Below are 21355 nucleotides of genomic sequence, written 5' to 3' on the forward strand. Positions count from 1 at the left end.
TGCGCCCAGCGCATATCGAAGCGGCGGGCGCGTGGTTGTCCGGGCAGGCGAGCAGGGCGCCGAGGTGGCCGATGTCGAGCTGCGCCTCGATGAGGTCGGCGAGGGGGAGGGCGGCCGTGGCGTAGGCGGTGCCGCCGTCCCAGGGGGTGTGGAAGACGGGACGGGCGCCGGCGAGGTCTGCGGCGACGGTGAGGCGGCGCCCGACACAGGCGACGGCCGTGTAACTGCCGGGCCAGGCGGTCAGATGCCGGTAGGCGCCGCCGCGCGCGGCGGACAGGCCCAGTCGCAGTTCCTCGTCACTCGCGCCGCAACAGCCGAAGACGGCAAGGCGGTTGCCGTCGGCATGAATGACGCGTACTTCGTCAGGGCGCCAGTCACCGACGGCCCAGAGGGGGTCGGGGTCGCTCCAGAGGAGCTGCGCGCCGACCGGCTGAAGGGAGCCCTGGGGGATCCGGCCGCCTCCGGGAGCGGCGCTGCTCCATCCCACCAACCATCGCATCGCCGCCCGCCTCCGCTGCCTGAATGATGCCGTTGTGAGCGTGCCGTCAGCTTGCCCCTGCGGCCATGTTGCCACGAGACGGGTGCACGAGAGGCGTGAAAGGGGCGCATATCTGGCCCCAACGCGCCGCGGGTGAACGCGGGTTGCGCGGAGCGTGCGCCTGTCGCGAGACGCCGGTCAGATGCGCGGCCGCGACACGGCGTCGTATCGCAGGACAGGCATATACCGGTGGCGTCGGCATCCGGCACCGCACGGCTGACCGATGTTATTCGGCCAAGTATGAGAAGACGACGATGCGTTGACGGACCATCACAGCGCGACCACCCGCAACCGGGAATCCTACGCGCCGTGTTCACCGACCGGTGTCCCGCGAGGAACCTGAGGCACGGCCGCCCCACACGAACCCCTCGCCCCGAACCCGATTCGGACACGGAACGTCCACAGAACATGAACACGAAAGGCCCGGAGGACGCGCGAAGACAGCGAAGAAGATGTCGGCCCGGGAGGCTTCTCCAACCTCCCGGGCCGTACCGTCGCCCGCGGGGAACGGGGCGGCGGTTTCCCCCAGCCCACTGGTCCAGTACAGCGGGCCGACCCACGCACGACCCATGGAACATTCACCCCGCAGACCCGCACAGGCGCATTCGGAGGCGCACGACCACACACCCGGAGCACGGGGACCTGTGCCGTTATCCGATGTTTTCCGCACACGATTTCAGCCGACTGCCGTGCAAGTCCGACGGGTTGGCACGTGACGGACGCACGTACACGCGGACAGTCACGGACAGCGGCGTCCGCACCCGTGCGGGGGCGGCTACTCGGCGCCCTGCCCACGGACACGAATCCCGCCATCCGGTCCGGCGCCCCTTAACGGTAGGGATGCGGCGAACTACGCTAAGTCCTCAGTGCTTCCCGCGCCGTGCCGGCGTAGGGAGGCATCCCGCGCTTCTCGCGCGGGCAGTGAGGTGTCTCGCCCCGGTTGGCGCCGGGTGTGGAGGCGGCCGTCGGTGTGTGTCAGGGGTGTGCGCGCATGTCCAGGGAGCCACGCGGGCCGAACGAGAAACTCGGCACCGTCCTCGCCCTCGCAGGAATCAGCAACGCCGGACTCGCCCGCAGGGTCAACGACTTGGGTGCGCAGCGGGGTCTGACGCTCCGCTACGACAAGACGTCTGTCGCCCGCTGGGTCTCCAAGGGCATGGTCCCGCAGGGCGCCGCCCCACATCTCATCGCGGCAGCGATCGGGAGCAAGCTCGGCCGGCCCGTCCCCCTGCACGAGATCGGTCTCGCCGACGCCGACCCTGCCCCGGAAGTAGGCCTGGCCTTCCCGCGGGACGTGGGCGCGGCTGTGAAGGCGGCCACCGACCTCTACCGTCTCGACCTGCACGGCGGGCGGCGCGGCGGTGGCGGCATCTGGCAGTCGCTGGCCGGGTCCTTCGCCGTCAGCGCGTACGCGACACCCGCCTCCCGCTGGCTGATCACCCCGGCCGACAGCTCGGTCGCACGCGACCCGGAGACCGCCGCGAGCAGCACCGGCACGGACGGCGACGCGGACGGAGCCGACGGAGCCGCGAACGGGCAGGGCGGTGCCGAGACCGAGACCCCGTCACCGCTGCGCGTGGGCCACACCGACGTGGCGAAGCTGCGTGAGGCCGCGGACGAGGCGCGCCGCTGGGACTCCAAGTACGGTGGCGGCGACTGGCGTTCGTCGATGGTGCCGGAGTGCCTGCGCGTGGACGCGGCCCCTCTGCTGCTCGGTGCGTACACCGACGAGGTCGGCCGTTCCCTCTTCGGCGCCACCTCCGAACTCACCCGCCTCGCAGGGTGGATGGCCTTCGACACCGGCCAGCAGGAGGCGGCGCAGCGCTACTACATCCAGGCGCTCCGGCTGGCCCGCGCCGCCGCCGACGTGCCGCTCGGCGGATACGTCCTGGCCTCGATGTCGCTCCAGGCCACCTACCGCGGCTTCGCCGACGAGGGCGTCGACCTGGCCCAGGCCGCCGTCGAACGCAACCGCGGCCTCGCCACGGCCCGCACCATGAGCTTCTTCCGCCTCGTCGAGGCCCGCGCACATGCGAAGGCGAACGACTCGCAGGCGTGCGGGGCAGCCCTTTCCGACGCGGAGAGCTGGCTGGAACGCGCCCGTGAGGGCGACTCGGACCCCTCGTGGCTGGACTTCTACTCCTACGACCGTCTCGCCGCCGACGCCGCCGAGTGCTACACCGACCTGAAGGCACCACGCCAGGTGCGGCGCTTCACCGAGAAGGCGCTCTCGAAGCCGACGGAGGAGTTCGTGCGGTCACACGGGCTGCGGCTCGTCGTCTCGGCCGTGGCGGAGCTGGAGTCGGGGAACCTGGACGCGGCATGCGCCGCCGGTGCCCGCGCCGTCGAGGTCGCCGGGCGCATCTCATCGGCGCGCACCACCGAGTACGTGCGGGATCTGCTCAACCGCCTCGAACCGTACGGTGACGAGCCGCGGGTGGCGGAGCTGCGCGAACAGGCCCGTCCGCTGCTGGCGGCACCGGCGTGAAGGACCTCGGAAGCGCCCCGCACGTCCAAGCGTGCACCGGAGTCCATGCGCGAGAGGTGACGTAGGCGCGCGCTGGGGGTGATCAGGGAGGATGCGGTAGGGCTTCGCGGTGCCCGGCACCGGGTGCACCTGAGCGGCATCTCGTGACCTGCGTCGCAGCCCGTTGTCGGTGGTGCGGTTCATGATGGGGTACGTGCCTGCCTCCACTTGCGGTGACGCCATCGCATCCAGTACGACCTCCGCATCCGACCAGTACAAGACCAGCACCACGACGGGGAGGGCCATGCCAGCGCGGACGACGCCGGTCGGCACCCGGCGCACGGGATCCTCGGCGGGGTACGACTGCGATGTGCTGATCGTCGGCGGCGGCATCGTCGGGCTGTCCACCGCGTACGCGATCACCCGCGCCGCACCGGGCACGCGCGTGCTCGTGCTGGAGAAGGAGCACGGCCCGGCCCGTCACCAGACCGGGCGGAACAGCGGCGTGATCCACAGCGGGATCTACTACCGCCCCGGTTCGCTCAAGGCACGCTTCGCCGTGCAGGGCGCCGCCGAGATGGTCGAGTTCTGCGCGGAGCACGGGATCGCGCACGACGTCACCGGCAAGCTGATCGTCGCCACGGAGCGCGAGGAGCTGCCCCGGCTGCACGCCCTCATCCAGCGCGGCAGGCAACACGGCATCCCCGTCAGCGAGTTGGGCCCCTCCCAGATCGCGGAGCACGAGCCGCACGTGCGGGGTCTGGCGGCCATCCACGTCGGCACCACGGGCGTCTGCGACTTCGGCGCGGTCGCGGGGAAGCTCGCGCGGCTCGCGAAGGACGGCGGCGCCCTCGTGCGGTACGGCACCGAGGTCACAGCCGTGGACCGCCGCCCCGGCGCGGGCGTCGCCGTCGAGGTCGCCGTCGCGCCGCAGGCAGGCGCCTCGTCCCAGGCCGCAGCCGGCCGAACTCCCGCCCGCACCTCCGTCGTACGGGCCCGCGCCATGGTCAACTGCGCCGGCCTGCACTGCGACCGGGTCGCACAGCTCACCGGCGACGTCCCCCCGGCCCGCATCATCCCCTTCCGCGGTGAGTACTTCGAACTGGACTCCGCCCGCGAGGAGTTGGTGCGCGGCCTCGTCTACCCCGTGCCGGACCCCGCCTTCCCCTTCCTCGGCGTCCACCTCACCCGCGGCATCGAGGGCGGCGTCCACATCGGGCCGAACGCCGTCCCCGCCCTCGCCCTCGAGGGGTACGACTGGCGCACGGTGCGCCCGCGCGAGCTCGCCGCCGTGCTCGCCCACCCGGGCACGTGGCGGGTCGCCCGCCGCCACTGGCGTTACGGGGCAGGCGAGTTGCGCCGTTCCCTCTCCAAGCGGGCCTTCACCAAGGCGGTCCAGCGGCTGCTGCCCGAGGTCACCGAGGACGACCTCGTGCCGGCTCCCGCCGGTGTCCGCGCGCAGGCCGTGCTGCACGACGGGACGCTCGTCGACGACTTCCTCATCACCGAGGGGCAGCACGCCGTCCATGTGCTCAACGCACCCTCACCCGCGGCGACGGCGTCACTCCCGATCGGCCGGGAAGTGGCAGGGCGAGCGCTGGAAGCCCTCCGCGCGACGGCACGCTGACGGGCACGCGGACGGCCAGATCGCAGGGCCGAAGGCCGCGGGGCGCAGTTGATGGGCCACGGCCTGAAGGGGCTTCGCGCCGACGGCTCCCGTCACGCCCTTAGAGTGGAATCACTGTGTCTGAGAAACCTGCCATGTTCCCGGACGGCACCGGCCCCTCCGCCGACCCGGCCGGTTCGCATCACGAGCGGCGCATCCGCAGCTTCCAGCCCCGCCGCAGCCGCGTCACCGCGGGGCAGCGCGCCGCGCTGCAGCGCCTGTGGCCCCGCTGGGGGTTCGACATCGACGGGATGCGCCACCTCGACCTCGACGCGATGTTCGCGGACAGTTCCGAGCGGGCCCCCGGGACCGATTCCGGCATCCCTCATGCGCATGCATCCCCCACGCTTCCCGTCGTCCTGGAGATCGGCTTCGGCATGGGAGAGGCGACCGCCGAGATGGCCGCCGCCGACCCTCACACCGGCATACTCGCCGTCGACGTGCACACCCCCGGCCAGGGCAATCTGCTGCGGCTGGCGGACGAGCGCGGCTTGTCCAACATCCGCGTGGGCAACGGCGATGCGATCATCCTGCTCCGCGAGATGCTCGTCCCGGAGTCGCTCTCCGGTCTCCGCGTCTACTTCCCGGACCCGTGGCCCAAGAAGCGCCACCACAAGCGCCGTCTGATCCAGCCGGAGTTCCTCGACCTGGCCGCCGTGGCGCTGCGCTCCGGCGCGCTCGTGCACTGCGCGACGGACTGGGAGCCCTACGCGGAGCAGATGCTGGACGTCTTCTCCGGACACCCGGAGTACGAGAACACCCAACTCGACGGCGGCTTCTCACCTCGCCCCGCCGTCCGGCCCCGCACCCGCTTCGAGGGCCAGGGCCTGCAGAAGGGTCACAAGGTACGCGACCTGCTCTTCCGCCGCCGCTGAACCTCCGCGGCCCTCGTCCGCGCCCACGTGTCAGACCACGGCACCGGCAGACGTGTCCGGCCCCCGCACCCTGAACTCTCGTCCCGGGTGCGGGGGCCGGACCCTGCCCCACGGATCAGGCGGATCCGTAGGTGTCGTCGATCCCCTCTGCCTCGATGCGTTCCTTGCGGACCTGACCGCGCACGGTCTCCTGGTCGACGTGCTCCTCCGTGACCAGGCGGATCCGCTCGACGGGCACGGCCTCGGTCTCCACGACCGCGCGCTCCTCGTGCAGGATCACCTCGTAGCCGTCCTCCTTCATCTGCGGGCCGCTCAGCGCATCCTCCCTGTTGGCCTCGGTGATCGGCTCGCGCTCGATGCGGACCTCTTCGTGGCGCAGCGGAACGGACTGCTCGACCTCTTCGGTCACCACGTACTTGCGAAGCCGCGCCCGGCCGCTCTCGACCCGTTCCGTGCCCACACGCATGTGTTCCTCGGAGAGGGTCATGGCATCCGACCCGGTCATCGCTCGAGAACCGCCCTCACGTCCGTACGGCATCGCACCCGATGCCGTGGCGCCCGTGGCCATATCAGCGTCCTCCTCCTCGGGGCTCATGGTGCCGCTGCCGGCAACGCCGGCGCCCGCACCTGCGGCGGCCCCGGCCCCGGCTGCGGTCCCCTGGCCGGCCTGGGTGTCCGAGCTGTCCCAGTCGAAGCCGTAGAAGTTGTACAGCTCGCGCTCCTGCTGCTCGGTGAGGCGGCCCTTGGAGACGTCCATGTGAGGTGCGCCCTTGACCTTGGTCCTGGCGACTGGCACCTCGAGGTAGTCGTCGACGACGCGTCCCTCGTGGATGGGTACGAACGTCTCCTGCGTCCCGAACAGACCGGTCCGGACCGTGGCCCACTCCGGCTCGCCTGTGCGCTCGTCAAGGAAGACGTGACGGGCTTCGCCTATTCGCTTGCCGTCCGCGTCGTAGATCGTGTGGTCGACCACGGCGGGGATCTGTTCCTGGGAGATCATGAATGAGCCTCCTACTCCCAATGGCGTATTGCCTCCGCTTCCAGGCAAACCCCGTCTCGCGCGGCCCGCACCTGCGTTCCTGAACATTCATCCCCAAATCAGGCCAAACGAGTGAATTAGCAAGATCCACCAGGTCGATGCACGGTTCCTCAGCGGCGTCCCATCGGATCGACGGGGCAATCCCGCCGGACATCCCATGCGATCCCGGGCACCCACCATCGGGGCGGCGCGGACGTCGTTACTGTCGAGTGGTGGACGACGAGGCTTCCGGCGCGCCTGACGCGCCCACATACGCGGACCGCCCCCCTGCGGCCCGGCAGGACGCCGCAAGCGCGGGCGGGGGAGACCCCACGGGCGCGGCGCCCCAGGCGCACCCGGATCCGCGACCCGCGCCACAATTCGCTCCGCAACCTCAGGCGGGCCTGCCGGCGCAGCCGGATCCGCACCCGCAGTTCCACCCGGTGCCCGCCTACGCCCAGCAGCCCCAGTTCCCCGCGATGCCTGCCTCCCCGGCCGACTGGCGCTACCGTCCGCCTGCAACCCCGTCCTGGTGGCACCGCCACCGGCGTACGGTCCGGGCCCTCACCCTCATCACGCTGCTCACGCTCTGCGGGCTGGTCCTGCTCGGCCTCGTACGCGAGCAGACAGGCACCGTCGGGCTCCTCGTCGGGCTGGGCCTGGCCGTGCTCCCCGTGCCGCTCCTGGTCGCAGCCTTCCGCTGGATCGACGGTGTGGAGCCGACGCCCTGGCGCAACCACCTCTTCGCGTTCGCCTGGGGCGCGTGCGCGGCGACTCTCGTCGCGCTCCTCGCCAACAGTCTGGCCACCGACTGGCTCTCCGCCTCCGTCGCCGACTCCCCCGGGCACGCCGACATGCTCGGCGCCACGGTCATCGCCCCGATCGTCGAGGAGACCGCCAAGGGCACCGCGGTGCTGCTGCTCTTCGTCTTCCGCAGGCGCGACTTCGACGGCGTCATATCCGGCATCGCCCTGGCCGGCATCACCGCCACCGGCTTCGCCTTCACCGAGAACGTCCTGTATCTGGGCACCGCCTACGGCGAGGACCAGCTCCTCGCCCCCGACGCGCTGCACGAGTCGGTCACGGCCATGACCTTCTTCATACGCATCGTCCTGGCCCCCTTCGCGCACCCGCTCTTCACCGCCTTCACCGGCATCGGCTTCGGCATGGTGGCCGCCCTCCCGGGGATGCGGCGCATCTTCCGCGTGGTGATCCCCTTCCTCGGGCTGGTCACGGCAGCGCTGCTGCACGCCATCTGGAACGGTTCGGCCTCCCTGCCCGACCTGACGTTCCTCGCGGTCTACGCACTCTTCATGATCCCCGTATTCGCCGCCCTGACCTGGCTGGCCGTCTGGTCGCGACGGCAGGAGCTGCACACCGTCCGCGACACCCTCCCCGCATACGCCTCGGCCGGCTGGCTCCAGGCACCCGAACCGTGGGGGCTGTCCTCGATGCGCGCCCGCGCGATGGCCCGTTCGCTGGCCCGCCGCACGCACGGACCCCTCGCCGCCCGTACGGTCGCCGAATACCAGCACTTCGCCACGTCCCTCGCGCTGCTGCGGGCCCGCGCCAACCACGGCAGGCCCGCCCCGGACTTCCACTCGCGCGAACAGGAACTGCTCCACCACCTCTGGCACCGCCACGCCGTCGCCGGCCCGGCGACCTCGTCCGCGTCGCTCACCCTCAACCCGCCCCACCCTCCGGGCCTTTGGCGCGGAGAGCCCGCCGCGTACACGCCTCAGCAGTTCACGATGCGGTAGGGGCCGGCCCCGTGACGGTTGCCAGGCTGAAGCATCACTGCCAGCATGCGCGGGTCGGAACGAGCGTGGGCGAGGGTTGGGGCAAGCGTGCGACTGGCTGACTTGGTGGCTGCCGAGCAGCAGACGCGTGAGGACGTAGCTGCCGCCCGGAAGGAGTTCCTGGACTTCCTCGACGAATTCCGGCACACACCCGTACTCGTACCGCTCGACGACCAAGGCGCCCTGTGGTCAGCCGAGTTCAGCGACATCCGCTGGATCCTCGCCTTCTCCGACGAGAAGGCCCTGTCGCGCTTCGCCGGATCCCGCGGCGACCTGGACGTACGGCAGCCCGCCACCGTCACGGACGAGGGCACGCAGGGGTGGAACTACCGGCGGGTGATGGGCCGCCGGCTGCTCTGCTCGGTCATACCGGCGGTGGGACGGCCCTGCGGCGTGGCGCTGGACGCGGGCAGCGAGGCCGGGAGAGTGCTGCCGCCGGTGACGGGAATCGTGCCGGACAGCGCGACAGTTGACGCGTATGCGGCGGGGGTACGCAGGCGCTGAGTGGCGGCTTGGCGAGCGTGGGGCTGATCGTCAAAGGACAATCGAGTAGATCACGCGTTTGCACGGCGAGGGGGCGGATGAGCCAATCTGTTCCCATGACCAGCCCATCGATGAAGCCGTCCTCACTGGGCGTTTCCGCCCGCATGAGGCGTCAGGGGCGGCGGTACACGACGCCCGAAGTGACAGTGCGGCGGCTGTTGTTCGCGGCGGGGCTGCGGTATCGGCTCCAGAGGCGAGTTCCTGGCATGTCGAGGCGCACGATCGACATCGCGTTTCCTGGACCGCGCGTTGCCGTCTTTCTCGACGGTTGCTTCTGGCACGGATGCCCTGAGCACGCGACCAGCCCCAAGGCCAACGCCGAGTGGTGGCGCACGAAGCTGGACAAGAACATGGCCCGCGACTCGGAGACGACCTCTCACCTCAAGGCAGAGGGGTGGACGGTGTTGCGCTTCTGGGAGCACGAGGATCCGAAGGTCGTCGCGGATGAGGTCGCTGCGGCTGTGCGCGTTTCCAGGCGCGGAAATGCTCACTCGGGTTGATCTGGACGGTGCCACTTGGCGTAAGAGCAGCCACAGCAACGGGAGTGGCGGTAACTGCGTCGAGGTCGGCGGCGTTGTGACGGGTGTCGTGCCCGTACGGGACAGCAAGCGGGCGGACGGCTCTGTGCTCGTCTTTCCGGCACGTGGCTGGGAAGCGTTCCTGGGCGCCGTCAAGCAACGGCACTTCTGAGACGAGAGAACCGGAGAAGCCGTGGACGAAGAACTGCTCGCGCTGCTCGCCGAACGCAAGCTCGGCGTTCTGGCGACGTTGAAGCGGGACGGTCGCCCGCAGATGTCGAACGTCATGTACGCCTACGATTCCGCCCGTCGCATCATCCGCATCTCCGTCACGGCCGACCGTGCCAAGACGCGCAACCTCGTGCGTGACCCGCGCGCGAGCTTCCACGTCTCCAGCGAGGACGGCTGGGCCTGGACGGTCGCCGAGGGGGACGCCGAGCTGACGGCGGTCGCGACCGATCCGCACGACGACGCCGTCGAGGAGTTGATCGACGTCTTCCGCGCGATCGGCGGAGAGCATTCCGACTGGGACGAGTACCGCGCCGCGATGGTCGCCGAGCGCCGTCAGGTCGTACGGATCAACGTCGAGCACGCCTACGGTCAGCCCCGCCGCTGAGCGCCAGGTTGCCGACGCCACCGCACACGTCCGGGTCAGGAGACCAAGCGGCAGCTCAACCTCTGGCCTTCTAATCAATTTTGACTAGAGTCGAGGGATGAGCGAACGAGTCATTCCGATCCTGCCGTGCCGGACCCTTCAGCCGGTCCTCGACTTCTACACCGCCCTCGGATTCGAGGTGACCTTCCAGCAGAAGAGCCCGAACCCGTTCGCGGTCGTGCAACGCGGCGCGATCGAGCTCCAGTTCTTCGGCATGAAGAAGTTCGAGCCGACGGAGTCGTTCAGCACCTGCTACGTCCTCACTGATGACGTGGACCCGCTCTACGAGACGTTCCGAGCCGGACTCAAGTCTGCGTACGGGAAGATCCCGACGCGTGGGCTGCCCCGCATCGGGCCGCTGCGGGACATGTCGTACGGCGTGCGGCAGTTCCTCATGTCGGATCCGGGCGGCAACTGCATCCGCATCGGCATGAAGACGAGCGAGGACCAACGCCACCGTCCCGCACCCAAGGAGACGTTCGCGCGCGCTCTGCACAACGCGACCCTCTTCGCGGACTCCCACGAGGATCCGGAAGGCGCGGCGAAGATCATCGACCGGGTGCTGAAACTGGAGGACGAGGAGCCCACGCGCGTCCAGCTCCTGCGTCTGCTCGTGCTGCGCTCGGATGTCGCCGGACGCCTCGGCGATGACGGGACTGCCGCGGACTTGCTGAAGAAGGCCGCGGCAGTCCAACTCACCGAGGAGGAAGCGGAGTCGGCCCGGGACGACTTGGCCCGGCTCCAGGAGCTGCGGGGCTAGCGGCGTCGGGCCGGCCGTGCGTACGTCAGGCCGACGCCTCCGTCAGCAGCGTCACCTCGTCCGGCGTCAGCTCCACCTCTCCCATGCCCAGCAGCGCCTCAAGTTGGCCGGTCGTACGGGCGCTGGCGATCGGGGACGCCACTGTCGGGCGCGTGAGCAGCCAGGCGAGGGCGATGCTTGCCGGGGCGAGACCTCCGTGGGCCTGAGAGACCTGGTCGAGGGCGGCAAGGACGCGTCGGCCGCGTTCCGTCTCCAGGTGCTGCGTGGCCCTTGCCGCGCGCGGGCCCTCCTGTGAACTCCCGGGCCGGTACTTGCCGGTGAGGAATCCGGAAGCCAGCGCGAAGTACGGCATGACCGCGAGACCGTGCTGCTCGGCGAGCTGTGCGAGCGGGCCCTCGTAGGTGTCGCGGGAGACGAGGTTGTAGTGCGGCTGCAGTGCGGAGTAGCGGGCGGTGCCCGACTCGGCGCTGAAGGCGAGGGAGGCCGCGAGGCGTTGGGGCGAGAGGTTGGAGGCGCCGATCTCGAGGACCTTGCCCGCCCGTACGAGGTCGTCCAGCGCCGTGAGGATTTCGGAGACCTCGACGCTCTCGTCGTCGAAGTGCGTGTAGTACAGATCGATGTGATCCGTACGCAGACGGCGCAGCGAATCCTCAGCCGCCGCCTTGATGTTGACGGCGGACAGGCCCTTGCGTTCCGGGTGTGCGCCGACCTTGGTCGCGATGACCACCGCATCGCGATTGCCGCGTGCGGCCGTCCAGTTGCCGATGACGGTCTCGGAGTCGTTGCCGTCGCTCACGCCGTGCCGGGTACCGGAGTAGACGTCGGCGGTGTCGATGAAGTTGCCGCCGGCTTCGGTGAAGGCGTCCAGCACGGCATGGGAGTTCGCTTCGTCGGCCGTCCAGCCGAAGACGTTGCCGCCGAGGCAGAGAGGCGAGACGGACAGCCGGCCGACGGACCGGCGCTGGTTCATCGTGATCGCGTTGTCAGGCATGATCCCGACCGTAGCGCTCGCGGCACACCGAACGGGCGGTGAAGTGGGGACAGACCGGCGGCCCTGATGTCGGGGGGTGGTCCACCAGGGCCGCCGGGGCATGTGCGGGGCCGGGAAGGGCCCCCGTCCGCCGCCGCCTCGTCCCCTCCATGAGTACGCCGAGGGGCATGGGCGAGTGTGCGTGGTCCAGCACACCTCGGCGGTGCGAGGCGGCGGCGGCGCGAAAGGTCTTCGCGAGAATGAAGAAGAACTGTGTGAACTTGGATGCAGCCCGGAGAGCCGAGTGGGTAAGGCTACGCCGGTCAGGCTGTGACGCGTAAGCCTTGCCGCTGCATGTACTGGGGGAGCAGAGGGGGGACGGGGCGTGTGCCGGCCCCCCTCACGAAGAGCTCCTCAGACCTTCAGGCCCTTGCCGCGCATCCACGCGAGCGGGTCGATCGCGGAGCCACCGCCGGGGTGGACCTCCAGGTGCAGGTGTGCGCCGGTGACGTTTCCGGTGGCGCCCACGCGCCCGATGACGTCGCCGGCGGCGACCTTTTCACCGGCCGAGACGTTCATCGAGGACTGGTGGGCGAACCACAGCTCGGTGCCGTCCTTGAGCTCCAGGATGGTCCGGTAGCCGAACGAGCCCGCCCAGCCTGCTTCCTTGATCGTGCCGGAGGCGACGGCCTTGATGGGCGTGCCGGAAGCAGCGGCGAAGTCCTGACCGGTGTGGTCGTTCGACCACAGGCTGCCGGCTTCGCCGAAGTAAGAGGTGAGTTGGGCTCCCGCGACGGGAAGCGAGAAGCTCTTGGCGAGCTTGGCCAGCCGGGCCGCTTCCGCCTTGCGGGCCTTTTCGGCGGCGGCCTTCTTGTTCTGCGAGAGTTCCTGCTTGGCCTTCGCCTCTGCCGCGTCGGCCGCCTTCGTGAGGGCTGCTTCCTGGGCGGAGGTGGCGGCCTGGGACTTCTGGTCCGCGGCCTGCTGGAGGATGCGGGAGCGCAGTGCCTCGCCGGTGTCACGGCCGGCGGCCGCATCGCTCTCGGTGAGGGCGCCCTGGGTGAGCGGGCCACCCGCGACGACCGTCTCGTCGCCGCCGAGCAGGCTGCCGACGCCCGGCAGTTCCTTGGCCTTCTCCGAGACGTCCGGCATGGAGATCGCTGCCGGCTTCTCCTGCGCGGTGGCGATGCCGCCCGCGCCGACTGCCGCGATCATGCCGACGCCGAGAACCGCGCCGCTGCGGGCCATGCTTCCGCCGCGCTGCTTGACCACCTTGTGGCGCCCGCGGACGGAACGCACCGACTCCTTGGTCGGGTTCCACTCGCCGAGGGCCTCGGAGGAGGGGGCCGGAGTGGGGGCGGGTGCCTCGTCGATGCTGTGCTGCATCACCGCTACGGGCTCATCGGTGACGGCGGCGAACTCGTACGTCTCGGTCCACAGAGCGCCGTGCGCGTCGTACTGGCCGGCGCCGTACTGGACGAAGCCGTCCTGCGCTGCGAGAGCGTGGTTCGCCGCAAAGCCGTCCTGCGCTGCGAAGCCTTCGTACCCGGCGTAACTCTCGTGGTGCTGGTACGAGTTGAAGGAGCCGTAGACCTCGTATGTGCCGGACTCGTCATCGCCGCGGTACGGGTCGTACGTGCCCTCGGGGGCATACCTGTTGGACGCCACGGGGGCGTTCTCCTTTCCTTCCTTCTCGCCTACCGGGTTAGCTGACGGGTTCGGAGCAGGAAGGTCTCCTACGAACAGCCCGCCCATGGGTGGGACGTGTCGATTCACCCCATCCCCGCCGGACGAATCCGGTGGGGGGTGGTTCCCCGGTTCCCTTGGTGCACTTGTATCGAGTTGTGGCTCGGGGTGGTGCACTTTCAGGATTCGGCGACGGCGCACGGTGCCGTCTCTCGTGACGGCAGTGACGACCGCGCTGCGTTATCGAACGTTAATAGAGGCCCGGCTCGGATTCCAAGCGGTTCCGGTGAGATTTGTAGCCGCGTGACAGGTGCGTACCGGACAGTACGGTCAATCCAGTCAGGGCATCACCCGGCCGATGGATGGTGTCGCTGTGGGTGACGGGTGAAACACCGGTGAAAGACCGTCAGTTGGGGTCTTCCTCCCGCTGCGGCGCCATCGATGCTGTGTCGTCCCTCCCGTCACCGTTCGCGTGGGCTCGTGCGTCGGTCGGGGCCGAGCCGGGCGCGAACTCGGGCAACTCGTCGTCGCAGGAGGGATGTTGGACGGCAACCGGGGGAACTCCCCGGCGTGGTTCGGCCGGTGGCCGAGTTCGGGCACCGAGGGGCAGGAAAGCTTCACCCGATCGAGGAAAGCGGCAGCCGCCCTTCAGGGGCGGCGGCTACCTATGCCCACGGCTGAGCGCGCGAAGAGCACCTCGCGCTCCCCTGCCGGGATCTTGGCAAGCGCCGCCGCCGTGACGCGCTGCTCGACATCGCCAAGGTTCCGCGCCGACCCCCCGGGCGTCCATTCGAGCAGCGCGACCTCCACCTCGTACGACCGGTGAAGCACCCACGGCCCGCCCTACGGTGCCGTTTGCTCCCGCCTCAGAGGGGAACCGGGCGGTATGTCCTATTCCCAGAAGCTCCTTGCCTGTGCGTCCGCGGTCCGCTCCGTCCTCCCCGATCCCGAGAAGCCGGGCCGGGTGATCACCACCGTCGACAAGCTCGAGCGGACCAACCGCATCGATCCCCTCCTCGACGGTCTGCGCCGAGGCATCCAGTCCGTGCCGCTGGGCGACGAGACGCGCGACTTCCTGCACGGCCGGTGGCTGGGCCATCCGGTGCACCCCGTCCTGGTTCAGGTACCGATCGGCACCTGGCTCTCCGCCGCCGTCCTGGACCTGGTGCCGGGCAAGCGGTACCCGGCCACGCTGCTGGTGGGCACGGGGCTCGTCGCCGCCGTGCCCGCCGCCGTCACGGGGTGGGTGGACTGGGCGGAGATGCGCAGCCCGCAGATGCGGGTGGGCCTCGTGCACGCCGCGATGAACTCGGTGGCCATCGGCCTCTACGCCGCGTCCCTGGGCGCACGGCTGCGCGGCCGTCACCTGCGCGGCCGGGCGCTCGGCTACGCCGGGCTCGCCGCCGTCAGCGCCGGCGGTGCGCTCGGAGGCCACCTCGCCTACCGGCAGGCCGCCGCGGTCAACCACGCCGAGGACATCGCCGTCCGTACGGAACCCGGCTGGCACCCCATCGGTGCGGCCGCGGAGCTCCCGATCGGTCAAACCGTCCGCCGGACGGTGGGCGAGGTGCCGGTCGTGGTCGTACGGGAGAGCGGCGGCGCCGTGCGCGTGCTGGCCGACCGGTGCAGCCACATGGCCGGACCGCTCTCGCAGGGGCAGGTCATCGACGGCTGCGTGCGCTGCCCCTGGCACGGGAGTCTCTTCCGGCTCAAGGACGGCTGGAACCTCGGCGGGCCGGCCACTGCTCCGCAGCCCGCCTTCGAGACGCGGAACGTCGACGGACAGGTGGAGGCCCGGCTGCTCCACTGACCCCGCGCCTGACCCGCGCTCGTCCCGCGTATGCGACACCCCCTGTGAACGCCCCCGCGCACCGCCCGCCGCGTGGCGCGGGACGCCGAGCCGGATCGGCGCCCGTGGCGGAAACTGAGAGCAGGGCCGGAGCAGGAGAGAGCGGTGGCCGGAGCCCAGTGGAAGGGAACACGAAAGTGGGCACGGGCAGAGTGATCGCCGAGCGCGTCGAGCGGTACGTCGAACGCGGGAGAAGCCGGGGAACGGGCCCCGGGCGGATGGGCTGGCTGCCGCCCTGGATCCGTTGGCTGCCACCGGTCCTCGTGGTCCTGGCGCTCGTCCTGGAGCTGACCACACCGACCCGCTACTCCTTCGCCTCGTTCCTCACCGCAGCGGTCGTACTGGCCGCTCTGCTCTCCCGGCCGTTCGTCACCTGCATCATCGGCGGGATGTCCATCGGCCTGCTGATCGGCATGCACCTGGCCCTGACGGACGTCTATCCCGACAACGTCACCGGCCCGGTCATCACCCTGATCCTGGTCACCGGGTTCTCGACCCTGCTGGCGCTCATCCTCGAACACACGACCAACCAGCTCGTCCAGGTGCAGGCGGTCGCCGAGGCCACACAGCTGGCCCTGCTCAGGCCACTGCCTCCGAGGCTGGGCCCCATGCGTCTCGCCGGCATCTACCGCGCTGCGGACGAGGCCGCACTCATCGGCGGTGACCTCTACTGCGTCAGGCCGACCCCGTACGGGCTGCGGGTCGTCGTGGGTGATGTACGTGGCAAGGGCATCGGTGCCACCGAGACGGTCGCCACGATCACCTCGGCGTTCCGTGAGGCAGCCATGACGTGTCCCACCCTCACGGGTGTGGCACGGCGCATCGAAGAAGCCATGGCCATGGACCGTGAGGACCTGGAGGCCGGAGGCTCGGCCGCACCGAGTCTGCACGACCGGCCGGGCAGGAGCTGGGCGCCGGAGCTGTTCGCGACGGCGGTACTGCTGGAGTTCCCGGACGACGGGCACTTCGTGCGCGTACTGGACCGGGGGCATCCGCCGCTGTTCCGCCTGGGGGGCGGGAAAGGAGTCGTCCCGCTGGAGCCCGGCTACGCGCTTCCGCTCGGCTTCGGCGATCTCGCCCCGGACAGCGTCCCCCAAGCGCTGAGCTACGAACTGGCGCAGGGCGAGACCCTGGTGGCGTACTCCGACGGTGTCACCGAGGCGCGCAGCCGCGACGGCGGCTTCTACCCGCTGGGGCAGCGGCTGACGGAACGGTACGGCGCGGGCAGCGCCTTCCGCGCCGACGGAGCCGGAGGCAGCATGCGCACCGCCGGCATCGATCCGGCCGAGGTCGTCTCCTTCATCCACGGCGACGTCACCCGGTGGGCGGAGGCCATCAACGACGACATGGTGATCGTCGTCCTCCAGTGCGACCCCGTCGCCGCCCGATGAGCCCGCCCCGGCAGCGCCCGGGGCCGAGCCGATTCACGCGCCTCCCGGACGGGACGGCAGCACCTGCGTGCCTGACGCAGAGCCGCCCGGGTCCTCACGTCGGTGGACGTGAGGACCCGGGCGGTCGACGCTTTCGGAGCGGACTGAGCCGCCCCCGCATCAGTCCCGCTCTGCTCCCTCAGGGAGCGAGCGCAGGTCGAGCTTGGCGGTCTTCTGCTGGAATCCCCAGTCGAGCATCTTCTTCGCGTCCGGGTACCGGCTGCTGCTGTTGAGGATCGCGCCGACGACGGCACGGTCACCACGGGTCGCGGCGAAGATGAGGCAGGGCCCCGCCTTGGTTCCGGTGCCGGTCTTGATGCCGATGACGCCCTTGTAGGAGCCCAGCAGCTGGTTGGTGTTGTACCAGGTGTACGTGCGGCCGTTGGTGGCCTTCTGCTTGGTCGACGTCGACTTCGCCACCGCGCGGATGTTCGCGCTGCCCAGTGCGTACTTGCCGAGCTTGGCCATGTCGCGCGGCGTGGAGTAGTTCTTGTTCTTCTTCGAGATGCCGTCGAAGGAGTCGTACTCCGTGTTCTTCATGCCGAGCTGGTCGGCCTTCGCGTTCATCTTCCCGATGAAGGAGTTCACGCGGGCGGTCGAGGAGCTGCCGGTGCCGATGGCGTCCGCGAGGGCGTACGCGGCGTCGCAGCCGGAGGGCAGGAGCAGCCCGTACAGCAGCTGCCGCAGGCTCAGCTTGTCGCCGGTCCTCAAGTCGGCAGTGCTGCCGCCCCACTTGGTGACGTAGTCGCGGTAGGCCTTCTTGACGGTGACCTTGCGGTCGAGGTCGACGTTCTTGGTGCTCACCACGACGGCCGCGGTCATCACCTTGGTGGTGCTGGCCATCTGACGCTTGGTGTCGGAGCCCTTGCCCCACAGCGCCTCGCCGGACCCGCTGTCGAGCAGGAAGGCACCCTTGGCCTTGATGCCGGAGGGGGGCGCCGCCTGCGCCGGTACGACAAAGGGCCCCGCGGCCAGCACGGCTCCGGCCGCTACCGCCGCCGCACCCGACCAGCGGGCCCTTTTCGATACACGAATCACTCAAAACTCCATCGTCAATGGGGCGGACGGCATCCACGTACGGTCCGGCCGCCGCCCCAGCAAAGGTCCTTGTTCCAAGGACAGCTCAACGCCCCGATTGGTTGCACGGAAATCACCATTCACCCCAACGGTTCCCTGCCACTCGACCGCCATGTGAGGGAGGCCGGAAGGAAGGCGACGGGTACCGCCCCTCGTTCACCGCGGAGCAGGACGATTCCGGTGACCGGCAGCACTCGGGATCCGGGCCGCGCTCCGGCTCGTGAACCGGCCTTCGGCGGCGCCATGTTGATGCTGCACGGGCGTGACCGTACACGACTGGGCGGGACGGCGGCAGAACGGCGTGGGCCGCACAGGGCAGGCGTTAGATCCGGCGGCCCCACCGACCGCCCGACCACGCGAACGGCCCGACCCCGCCCGGCCGTTCAGACCTTCGACCGCTCGGGGACCGCGTCTCCCGCGGGGGCGTCGCCACGCCCGTAGTGGTGGGTGGTGAACATGTACAGCAGGCCGGTCACCAGGACGATGCCGCCGCACAGCAGCACGATCCAGTTGCTGTACCAGGGCTCCTCCGGGGTGCGTGCCCAGGAGATGTTGACGATGGCGAAGATGCCGTACGCCAGCGCCGCGATGTTGATGGCAAGTCCCCAGCGTCCGAGCCGGAAGTCGCCTCTGGGCTGCCAGCCCTTCAGGCGTGCCCGCAGGGCGGCGAGCACGACCATCTGGAACGAGGCGTAGATGCCGAGGATCGCGAAGGAGACGATCTTGGTGAGGGCGTCCTCGGAGATCAGCGAGCCGAAGGCGATCACCGTCGGGACGACGGCCGCGACCAGCAGCGCGTAGGTCGGTACGGCGCGCTTGCGCGAGAAGGTGCGCAACAGCTGGTGACCGAAGACCATCTTGTCGCGTGCGTAGGAGTAGATGAGGCGTCCCGCAGCGGCCTGGAGACTGACGGTGCAGGACAGGAACGAGATGAGCACGACGCCCATCACCATCCGTCCCCCGACCTCCCCCAGCGCTTCGAAGAGCACCCGTACGACCGGGTTGGTGTCCGAGCCGTCGATCACGGCCGAGTAGTCCTCGACGGCCAGCAGGAGCGTCAGGCAGGTGAACGTCGCGGCCGCGCCTCCCACGTAGACGGTGCGGCGCATCGCCTTGGGGATGACCTTCCCGGGGTGGGCGACCTCCTCGGCGGTGTCGCCGCACGCTTCGAAGCCGTAGTACTGGTAGAAGCCGATGATGGCGGCGGCGAGGAAGGCGGGGAAGTACGAACCGCCCTCCGTCGCACCGAAGTTGTCGACGATGACGCCGATCCCGTGGAAGCGGTGGGTGACCAGCAGCCAGATGCCGACGACGAGGGCGCCGACCAGCTCCCCGGTGAAGCCGATGATGGCCGCCATCGAAAGCGCCTTGGTACCCGCGTAGTTGATGAGTACGGCGACGACGATGAGCGCGACGGTGCACAACACCGTGGTGTGCACGCTCGAGTCGAATCCCAGGAGGATGGCGATGTACGGGCCTGCGCCGTACGCGACGCTCGTGATCGTCACGAGGAGCGCCCACATGTAGACCCAGCCGGTCATCCACGCCCAGCGCATCCCCCACAGCCGGCGCGCCCACGGATACACGCCGCCCGCGATGGGGTACTGGGCGACGACCTCCCCGAAGATCAGCGCGACGAGGAACTGCCCGGCGCCCGCGAGCAGGAACGCCCAGATCATCGGCGGGCCGCCGGTGGCCAGAGCGGTCGCGAAGAGCGTGTAGGTGCTCACCACGGGGGAGAGGTAGGTGAATCCGAGCGCGAAGTTCGCCCAAGGTCCCATCTCCTTGCGGAACTCCGAGCCGTGCTCGGCCGCTTCTCCCCCTGAGCCGCCCTCCGGCCGCCCCGAGGCTGCGGGCATACCGGCGTCGGTCATCGTTGCTCCACTTTCGTCGGGTCCTCGGTGCCGCGCCGGGCCTGTGATCCTGCCCGGCCGGTGATCAGATCGGCCGCTCGTTCGGCGGTCAGCAGGACGGTGACCATCGGGTTGATGCTCGGCATGCTCGGGAAGACGGATGCGTCCACCACCCGCACCCCCTCCTCGCCGCGCAGACGCAACTCCGGGTCGAGCACTGCCATCGCGTCGCCGTCCGCTCCCATCCGGCAGGTGCCCGCCGGGTGGTAGACGGTGTGGGCCACGCGACGTCCGTACTCCGAGAGCTCCTCGTCCGTGGTCAGTTCAGGGCCGGGAGCCACCTCCCGCACCAGCCAGTCGCGCAGCGGGCCCGTCGCCGCCACCTGCCGTGCGATGCGCAGGCCGTCGACGACGGTCTGCTCGTCGTGCCCCTCGGGATCGGTGAAGTAGCGGAAATCCAGGGCGGGTTTGTCCTCGGGGTCGGCGCTGCGCAGCCACATGCGGCCCCTCGACCGGGCCTTCGGCACGTTGGGCGTCATGCAGACGCCGTACTTCGGCTTCGGGTAGCCGAGGCGCTCGGTGTTGACGGTGAAGGGCACCTGGTAGAAGTGGAACATCAGGTCGGGGCCCGGCTGTTGTGCGTCGCGGCGTACGAAGAGCCCCGCGTCGGAGTCCATCGCCGAGTTGGGCGGGAGCGGCCCCGCGGTCTCCCAGACGATCACCGACTCAGGGTGGTCCAGCAGGTTCTCCCCCACGCCGGGCAGGTCGTTGAGCACGTCGATGCCGAGCGCGCGCAGATCGTGGGCGGGGCCGATGCCGGACAGCATCAGCAGCCGCGGGGTGTCGATCGCCCCGGCGCACAGCAGCAGTTCGCGCTCCGCTCGTACGGTGCCGGTGGTGCCGTCCGCGTACCCGACCTTCACCTGGGTGAGGCGCCCGTCCTCCGCACGCGACACCTGGTACGCCCGACTCTCCAGCTTCAGCGTGAGGTTGGGCCGTCCCATCACGGGGTGCAGGTAGGCGACGGACGCGGAGGAGCGGTGTCCGGTCCCCGGGTCGTAGGCGAGGGAGAAGAAGCCCGCTCCGTCGGTGAAGGTGTGGGCGTTGAAGTCGTCGATGACCGGCACGTCGAGGGCGTTGACCGCGGCGGTCACGAAGTCGTGCGCGATGGGGTTCCGGTCCTTCTCGGCGACGGGCTGGATGGTGTTGCGCAACCGGTCCCGGTACGGAAGGAGCGTTTCTGGTCCCCAGCCCGCGGCGCCGAGTCGCACCCACTCCTCCAGGTCCTGCGGGAAGGGCAGGAAGCTGATGAGGGTGTTGTGCGACGAACACCCGCCCAGCACACGGGCCCTGGAGTGGAGGATGTGGGAGTTGCCGCGCGGCTGCTCGACGGTGGCGTAGCGGTAGTCGTAGTCGGAGTCGAGCAGGTTGATCCAGTTGCGCAGGTTCAGCACGCGTTCGTCACCGACGTCGCTGGGTCCGCCCTCGATGACGCACACGCGGCAGCCGGGGTCCTCGCTGAGCCTCGCGGCCAGTACGCAGCCGGCGGTGCCGCCGCCCACGATCACGTAGTCGTAGGAGTCGTCGTCTTTGCTTCCGTCGCTCAAGTCCGCGCCCGTCCCTGCCCGTTGTGCCCGCTCGGCCCGGCCCGTCG

The 21355-nt window shown here is 70.0% G+C and carries 18 protein-coding genes, 1 pseudogene and 1 riboswitch; of the genes and pseudogenes, 11 read left to right on the top strand and 8 right to left on the bottom strand.

What is annotated here, in order from left to right; all coding sequences use genetic code 11:
• Positions 1-499: pseudogene (locus H5J26_RS11600) on the bottom strand (asparagine synthase); the annotation flags it as partial.
• 1030 nt (positions 500-1529) lie between these two features.
• On the opposite strand from H5J26_RS11600, the gene H5J26_RS11605 reads away from it, so the two are divergent.
• From H5J26_RS11605 to trmB, 3 genes are all read left to right on the top strand, one after another.
• Positions 1530-3026: an MFS transporter gene (locus H5J26_RS11605; protein ID WP_181765717.1), complete on the top strand. Its 1497-nt coding sequence runs from the start codon at positions 1530-1532 to the stop codon at positions 3024-3026.
• A 283-nt stretch (positions 3027-3309) separates the two neighbouring features.
• Entirely contained in the window at positions 3310-4632 is a 1323-nt protein-coding gene (gene lhgO, locus H5J26_RS11610; protein ID WP_181765731.1) for an L-2-hydroxyglutarate oxidase, read from the top strand.
• Positions 4633-4766: 134 nt separating this feature from the next.
• The gene (gene trmB, locus H5J26_RS11615; RefSeq protein ID WP_181765732.1) at positions 4767-5546 is read left to right on the top strand and encodes a tRNA (guanosine(46)-N7)-methyltransferase TrmB; all 780 of its coding nucleotides are present in this window, start codon (positions 4767-4769) and stop codon (positions 5544-5546) included.
• Positions 5547-5661: 115 nt separating this feature from the next.
• Here trmB and H5J26_RS11620 read toward each other — a convergent pair whose 3' ends face one another.
• Positions 5662-6546 carry a PRC and DUF2382 domain-containing protein gene (locus tag H5J26_RS11620; protein ID WP_181765718.1) on the bottom strand — a complete coding sequence of 295 codons (885 nt, stop codon included), beginning with the start codon at positions 6544-6546 and terminating at the stop codon, positions 5662-5664.
• Between the two features lie 251 nt (positions 6547-6797).
• Here H5J26_RS11620 and H5J26_RS11625 point away from each other — a divergent pair, with 251 nt between their 5' ends.
• The 6 genes from H5J26_RS11625 (at position 6798) to H5J26_RS11650 (ending at position 10839) form a co-directional block, all read left to right on the top strand.
• Positions 6798-8324 carry a PrsW family glutamic-type intramembrane protease gene (locus H5J26_RS11625; RefSeq protein ID WP_419183781.1) on the top strand — a complete coding sequence of 509 codons (1527 nt, stop codon included), beginning with the start codon at positions 6798-6800 and terminating at the stop codon, positions 8322-8324.
• Between the two features lie 87 nt (positions 8325-8411).
• Positions 8412-8867: an SseB family protein gene (locus tag H5J26_RS11630; RefSeq protein WP_309237872.1), complete on the top strand. Its 456-nt coding sequence runs from the start codon at positions 8412-8414 to the stop codon at positions 8865-8867.
• A gap of 95 nt (positions 8868-8962) precedes the next feature.
• Entirely contained in the window at positions 8963-9406 is a 444-nt protein-coding gene (locus H5J26_RS11635) for a very short patch repair endonuclease (RefSeq protein ID WP_235980634.1), read from the top strand.
• Positions 9390-9596, top strand: coding sequence for a DUF397 domain-containing protein (locus H5J26_RS11640; RefSeq protein WP_181765720.1), 207 nt, complete (start codon positions 9390-9392; stop codon positions 9594-9596). The genes H5J26_RS11635 and H5J26_RS11640 overlap by 17 nt, the downstream gene beginning before the upstream one ends.
• A 21-nt stretch (positions 9597-9617) precedes the next feature.
• The gene (locus tag H5J26_RS11645; RefSeq protein WP_181765721.1) at positions 9618-10040 is read left to right on the top strand and encodes a PPOX class F420-dependent oxidoreductase; all 423 of its coding nucleotides are present in this window, start codon (positions 9618-9620) and stop codon (positions 10038-10040) included.
• Between the two features lie 97 nt (positions 10041-10137).
• A complete protein-coding gene (locus tag H5J26_RS11650) occupies positions 10138-10839 on the top strand; it encodes a bleomycin resistance protein (RefSeq protein WP_181765722.1) in 702 nt (233 codons plus the stop codon).
• 25 nt (positions 10840-10864) lie between these two features.
• Here the strand turns inward: H5J26_RS11650 and H5J26_RS11655 are convergent, their stop codons facing one another.
• The 3 genes from H5J26_RS11655 to H5J26_RS11665 all read right to left on the bottom strand — a co-directional run bounded on the left by H5J26_RS11655 (position 10865) and on the right by H5J26_RS11665 (position 14323).
• Positions 10865-11830, bottom strand: a complete 966-nt coding sequence (locus H5J26_RS11655) for an aldo/keto reductase (RefSeq protein ID WP_235980635.1) — start codon at positions 11828-11830, stop codon at positions 10865-10867.
• Positions 11831-12223: 393 nt separating this feature from the next.
• Positions 12224-13192, bottom strand: a complete 969-nt coding sequence (locus H5J26_RS11660; protein ID WP_181765736.1) for a M23 family metallopeptidase — start codon at positions 13190-13192, stop codon at positions 12224-12226.
• A 293-nt stretch (positions 13193-13485) separates the two neighbouring features.
• Positions 13486-13694, bottom strand: a riboswitch (cyclic di-AMP (ydaO/yuaA leader).
• A gap of 446 nt (positions 13695-14140) precedes the next feature.
• Positions 14141-14323: a hypothetical protein gene (locus H5J26_RS11665; RefSeq protein ID WP_181765723.1), complete on the bottom strand. Its 183-nt coding sequence runs from the start codon at positions 14321-14323 to the stop codon at positions 14141-14143.
• A 55-nt stretch (positions 14324-14378) separates the two neighbouring features.
• Between H5J26_RS11665 and H5J26_RS11670 the strand changes: the two genes are divergently transcribed.
• Both H5J26_RS11670 and H5J26_RS11675 read left to right on the top strand, forming a co-directional pair.
• Positions 14379-15302 carry a Rieske 2Fe-2S domain-containing protein gene (locus H5J26_RS11670; RefSeq protein ID WP_181765724.1) on the top strand — a complete coding sequence of 308 codons (924 nt, stop codon included), beginning with the start codon at positions 14379-14381 and terminating at the stop codon, positions 15300-15302.
• A gap of 176 nt (positions 15303-15478) precedes the next feature.
• Positions 15479-16732 carry a PP2C family protein-serine/threonine phosphatase gene (locus H5J26_RS11675; RefSeq protein ID WP_309237873.1) on the top strand — a complete coding sequence of 418 codons (1254 nt, stop codon included), beginning with the start codon at positions 15479-15481 and terminating at the stop codon, positions 16730-16732.
• Between the two features lie 159 nt (positions 16733-16891).
• Here H5J26_RS11675 and H5J26_RS11680 read toward each other — a convergent pair whose 3' ends face one another.
• The 3 genes from H5J26_RS11680 to H5J26_RS11690 form a co-directional block, all read right to left on the bottom strand.
• Positions 16892-17806, bottom strand: coding sequence for a D-alanyl-D-alanine carboxypeptidase family protein (locus H5J26_RS11680; RefSeq protein WP_309237874.1), 915 nt, complete (start codon positions 17804-17806; stop codon positions 16892-16894).
• 425 nt (positions 17807-18231) lie between these two features.
• Positions 18232-19722 (bottom strand): APC family permease, encoded by a 1491-nt coding sequence (locus H5J26_RS11685; protein WP_235980636.1) that lies wholly within the window; start codon positions 19720-19722, stop codon positions 18232-18234.
• Positions 19719-21308 carry a GMC family oxidoreductase gene (locus tag H5J26_RS11690; protein ID WP_235980637.1) on the bottom strand — a complete coding sequence of 530 codons (1590 nt, stop codon included), beginning with the start codon at positions 21306-21308 and terminating at the stop codon, positions 19719-19721. Before H5J26_RS11690 ends, H5J26_RS11685 begins: the two co-directional genes overlap by 4 nt.
• Positions 21309-21355 lie beyond the last annotated feature (47 nt).

Origin of the sequence: Streptomyces albidus (ex Kaewkla and Franco 2022) (assembly GCF_013870515.1) — a bacterium.
In the GTDB taxonomy this organism is placed as follows: Bacteria; Actinomycetota; Actinomycetes; order Streptomycetales; family Streptomycetaceae; genus Streptomyces; species Streptomyces albidus.

Coding starts and splice junctions, on each gene's coding strand:
- trmB (WP_181765732.1), top strand. CDS start 4,767: ATGTTCCCGGACGGCACCGGCCCCTCCGCCGACCCGGCCGGTTCGCAT.
- H5J26_RS11635 (WP_235980634.1), top strand. CDS start 8,963: ATGACCAGCCCATCGATGAAGCCGTCCTCACTGGGCGTTTCCGCCCGC.
- H5J26_RS11670 (WP_181765724.1), top strand. CDS start 14,379: ATGTCCTATTCCCAGAAGCTCCTTGCCTGTGCGTCCGCGGTCCGCTCC.
- lhgO (WP_181765731.1), top strand. CDS start 3,310: ATGCCAGCGCGGACGACGCCGGTCGGCACCCGGCGCACGGGATCCTCG.
- H5J26_RS11605 (WP_181765717.1), top strand. CDS start 1,530: ATGTCCAGGGAGCCACGCGGGCCGAACGAGAAACTCGGCACCGTCCTC.
- H5J26_RS11655 (WP_235980635.1), bottom strand. CDS start 11,830: ATGCCTGACAACGCGATCACGATGAACCAGCGCCGGTCCGTCGGCCGG.
- H5J26_RS11660 (WP_181765736.1), bottom strand. CDS start 13,192: ATGCAGCACAGCATCGACGAGGCACCCGCCCCCACTCCGGCCCCCTCC.
- H5J26_RS11620 (WP_181765718.1), bottom strand. CDS start 6,546: ATGATCTCCCAGGAACAGATCCCCGCCGTGGTCGACCACACGATCTAC.
- H5J26_RS11640 (WP_181765720.1), top strand. CDS start 9,390: ATGCTCACTCGGGTTGATCTGGACGGTGCCACTTGGCGTAAGAGCAGC.
- H5J26_RS11685 (WP_235980636.1), bottom strand. CDS start 19,722: ATGACCGACGCCGGTATGCCCGCAGCCTCGGGGCGGCCGGAGGGCGGC.
- H5J26_RS11650 (WP_181765722.1), top strand. CDS start 10,138: ATGAGCGAACGAGTCATTCCGATCCTGCCGTGCCGGACCCTTCAGCCG.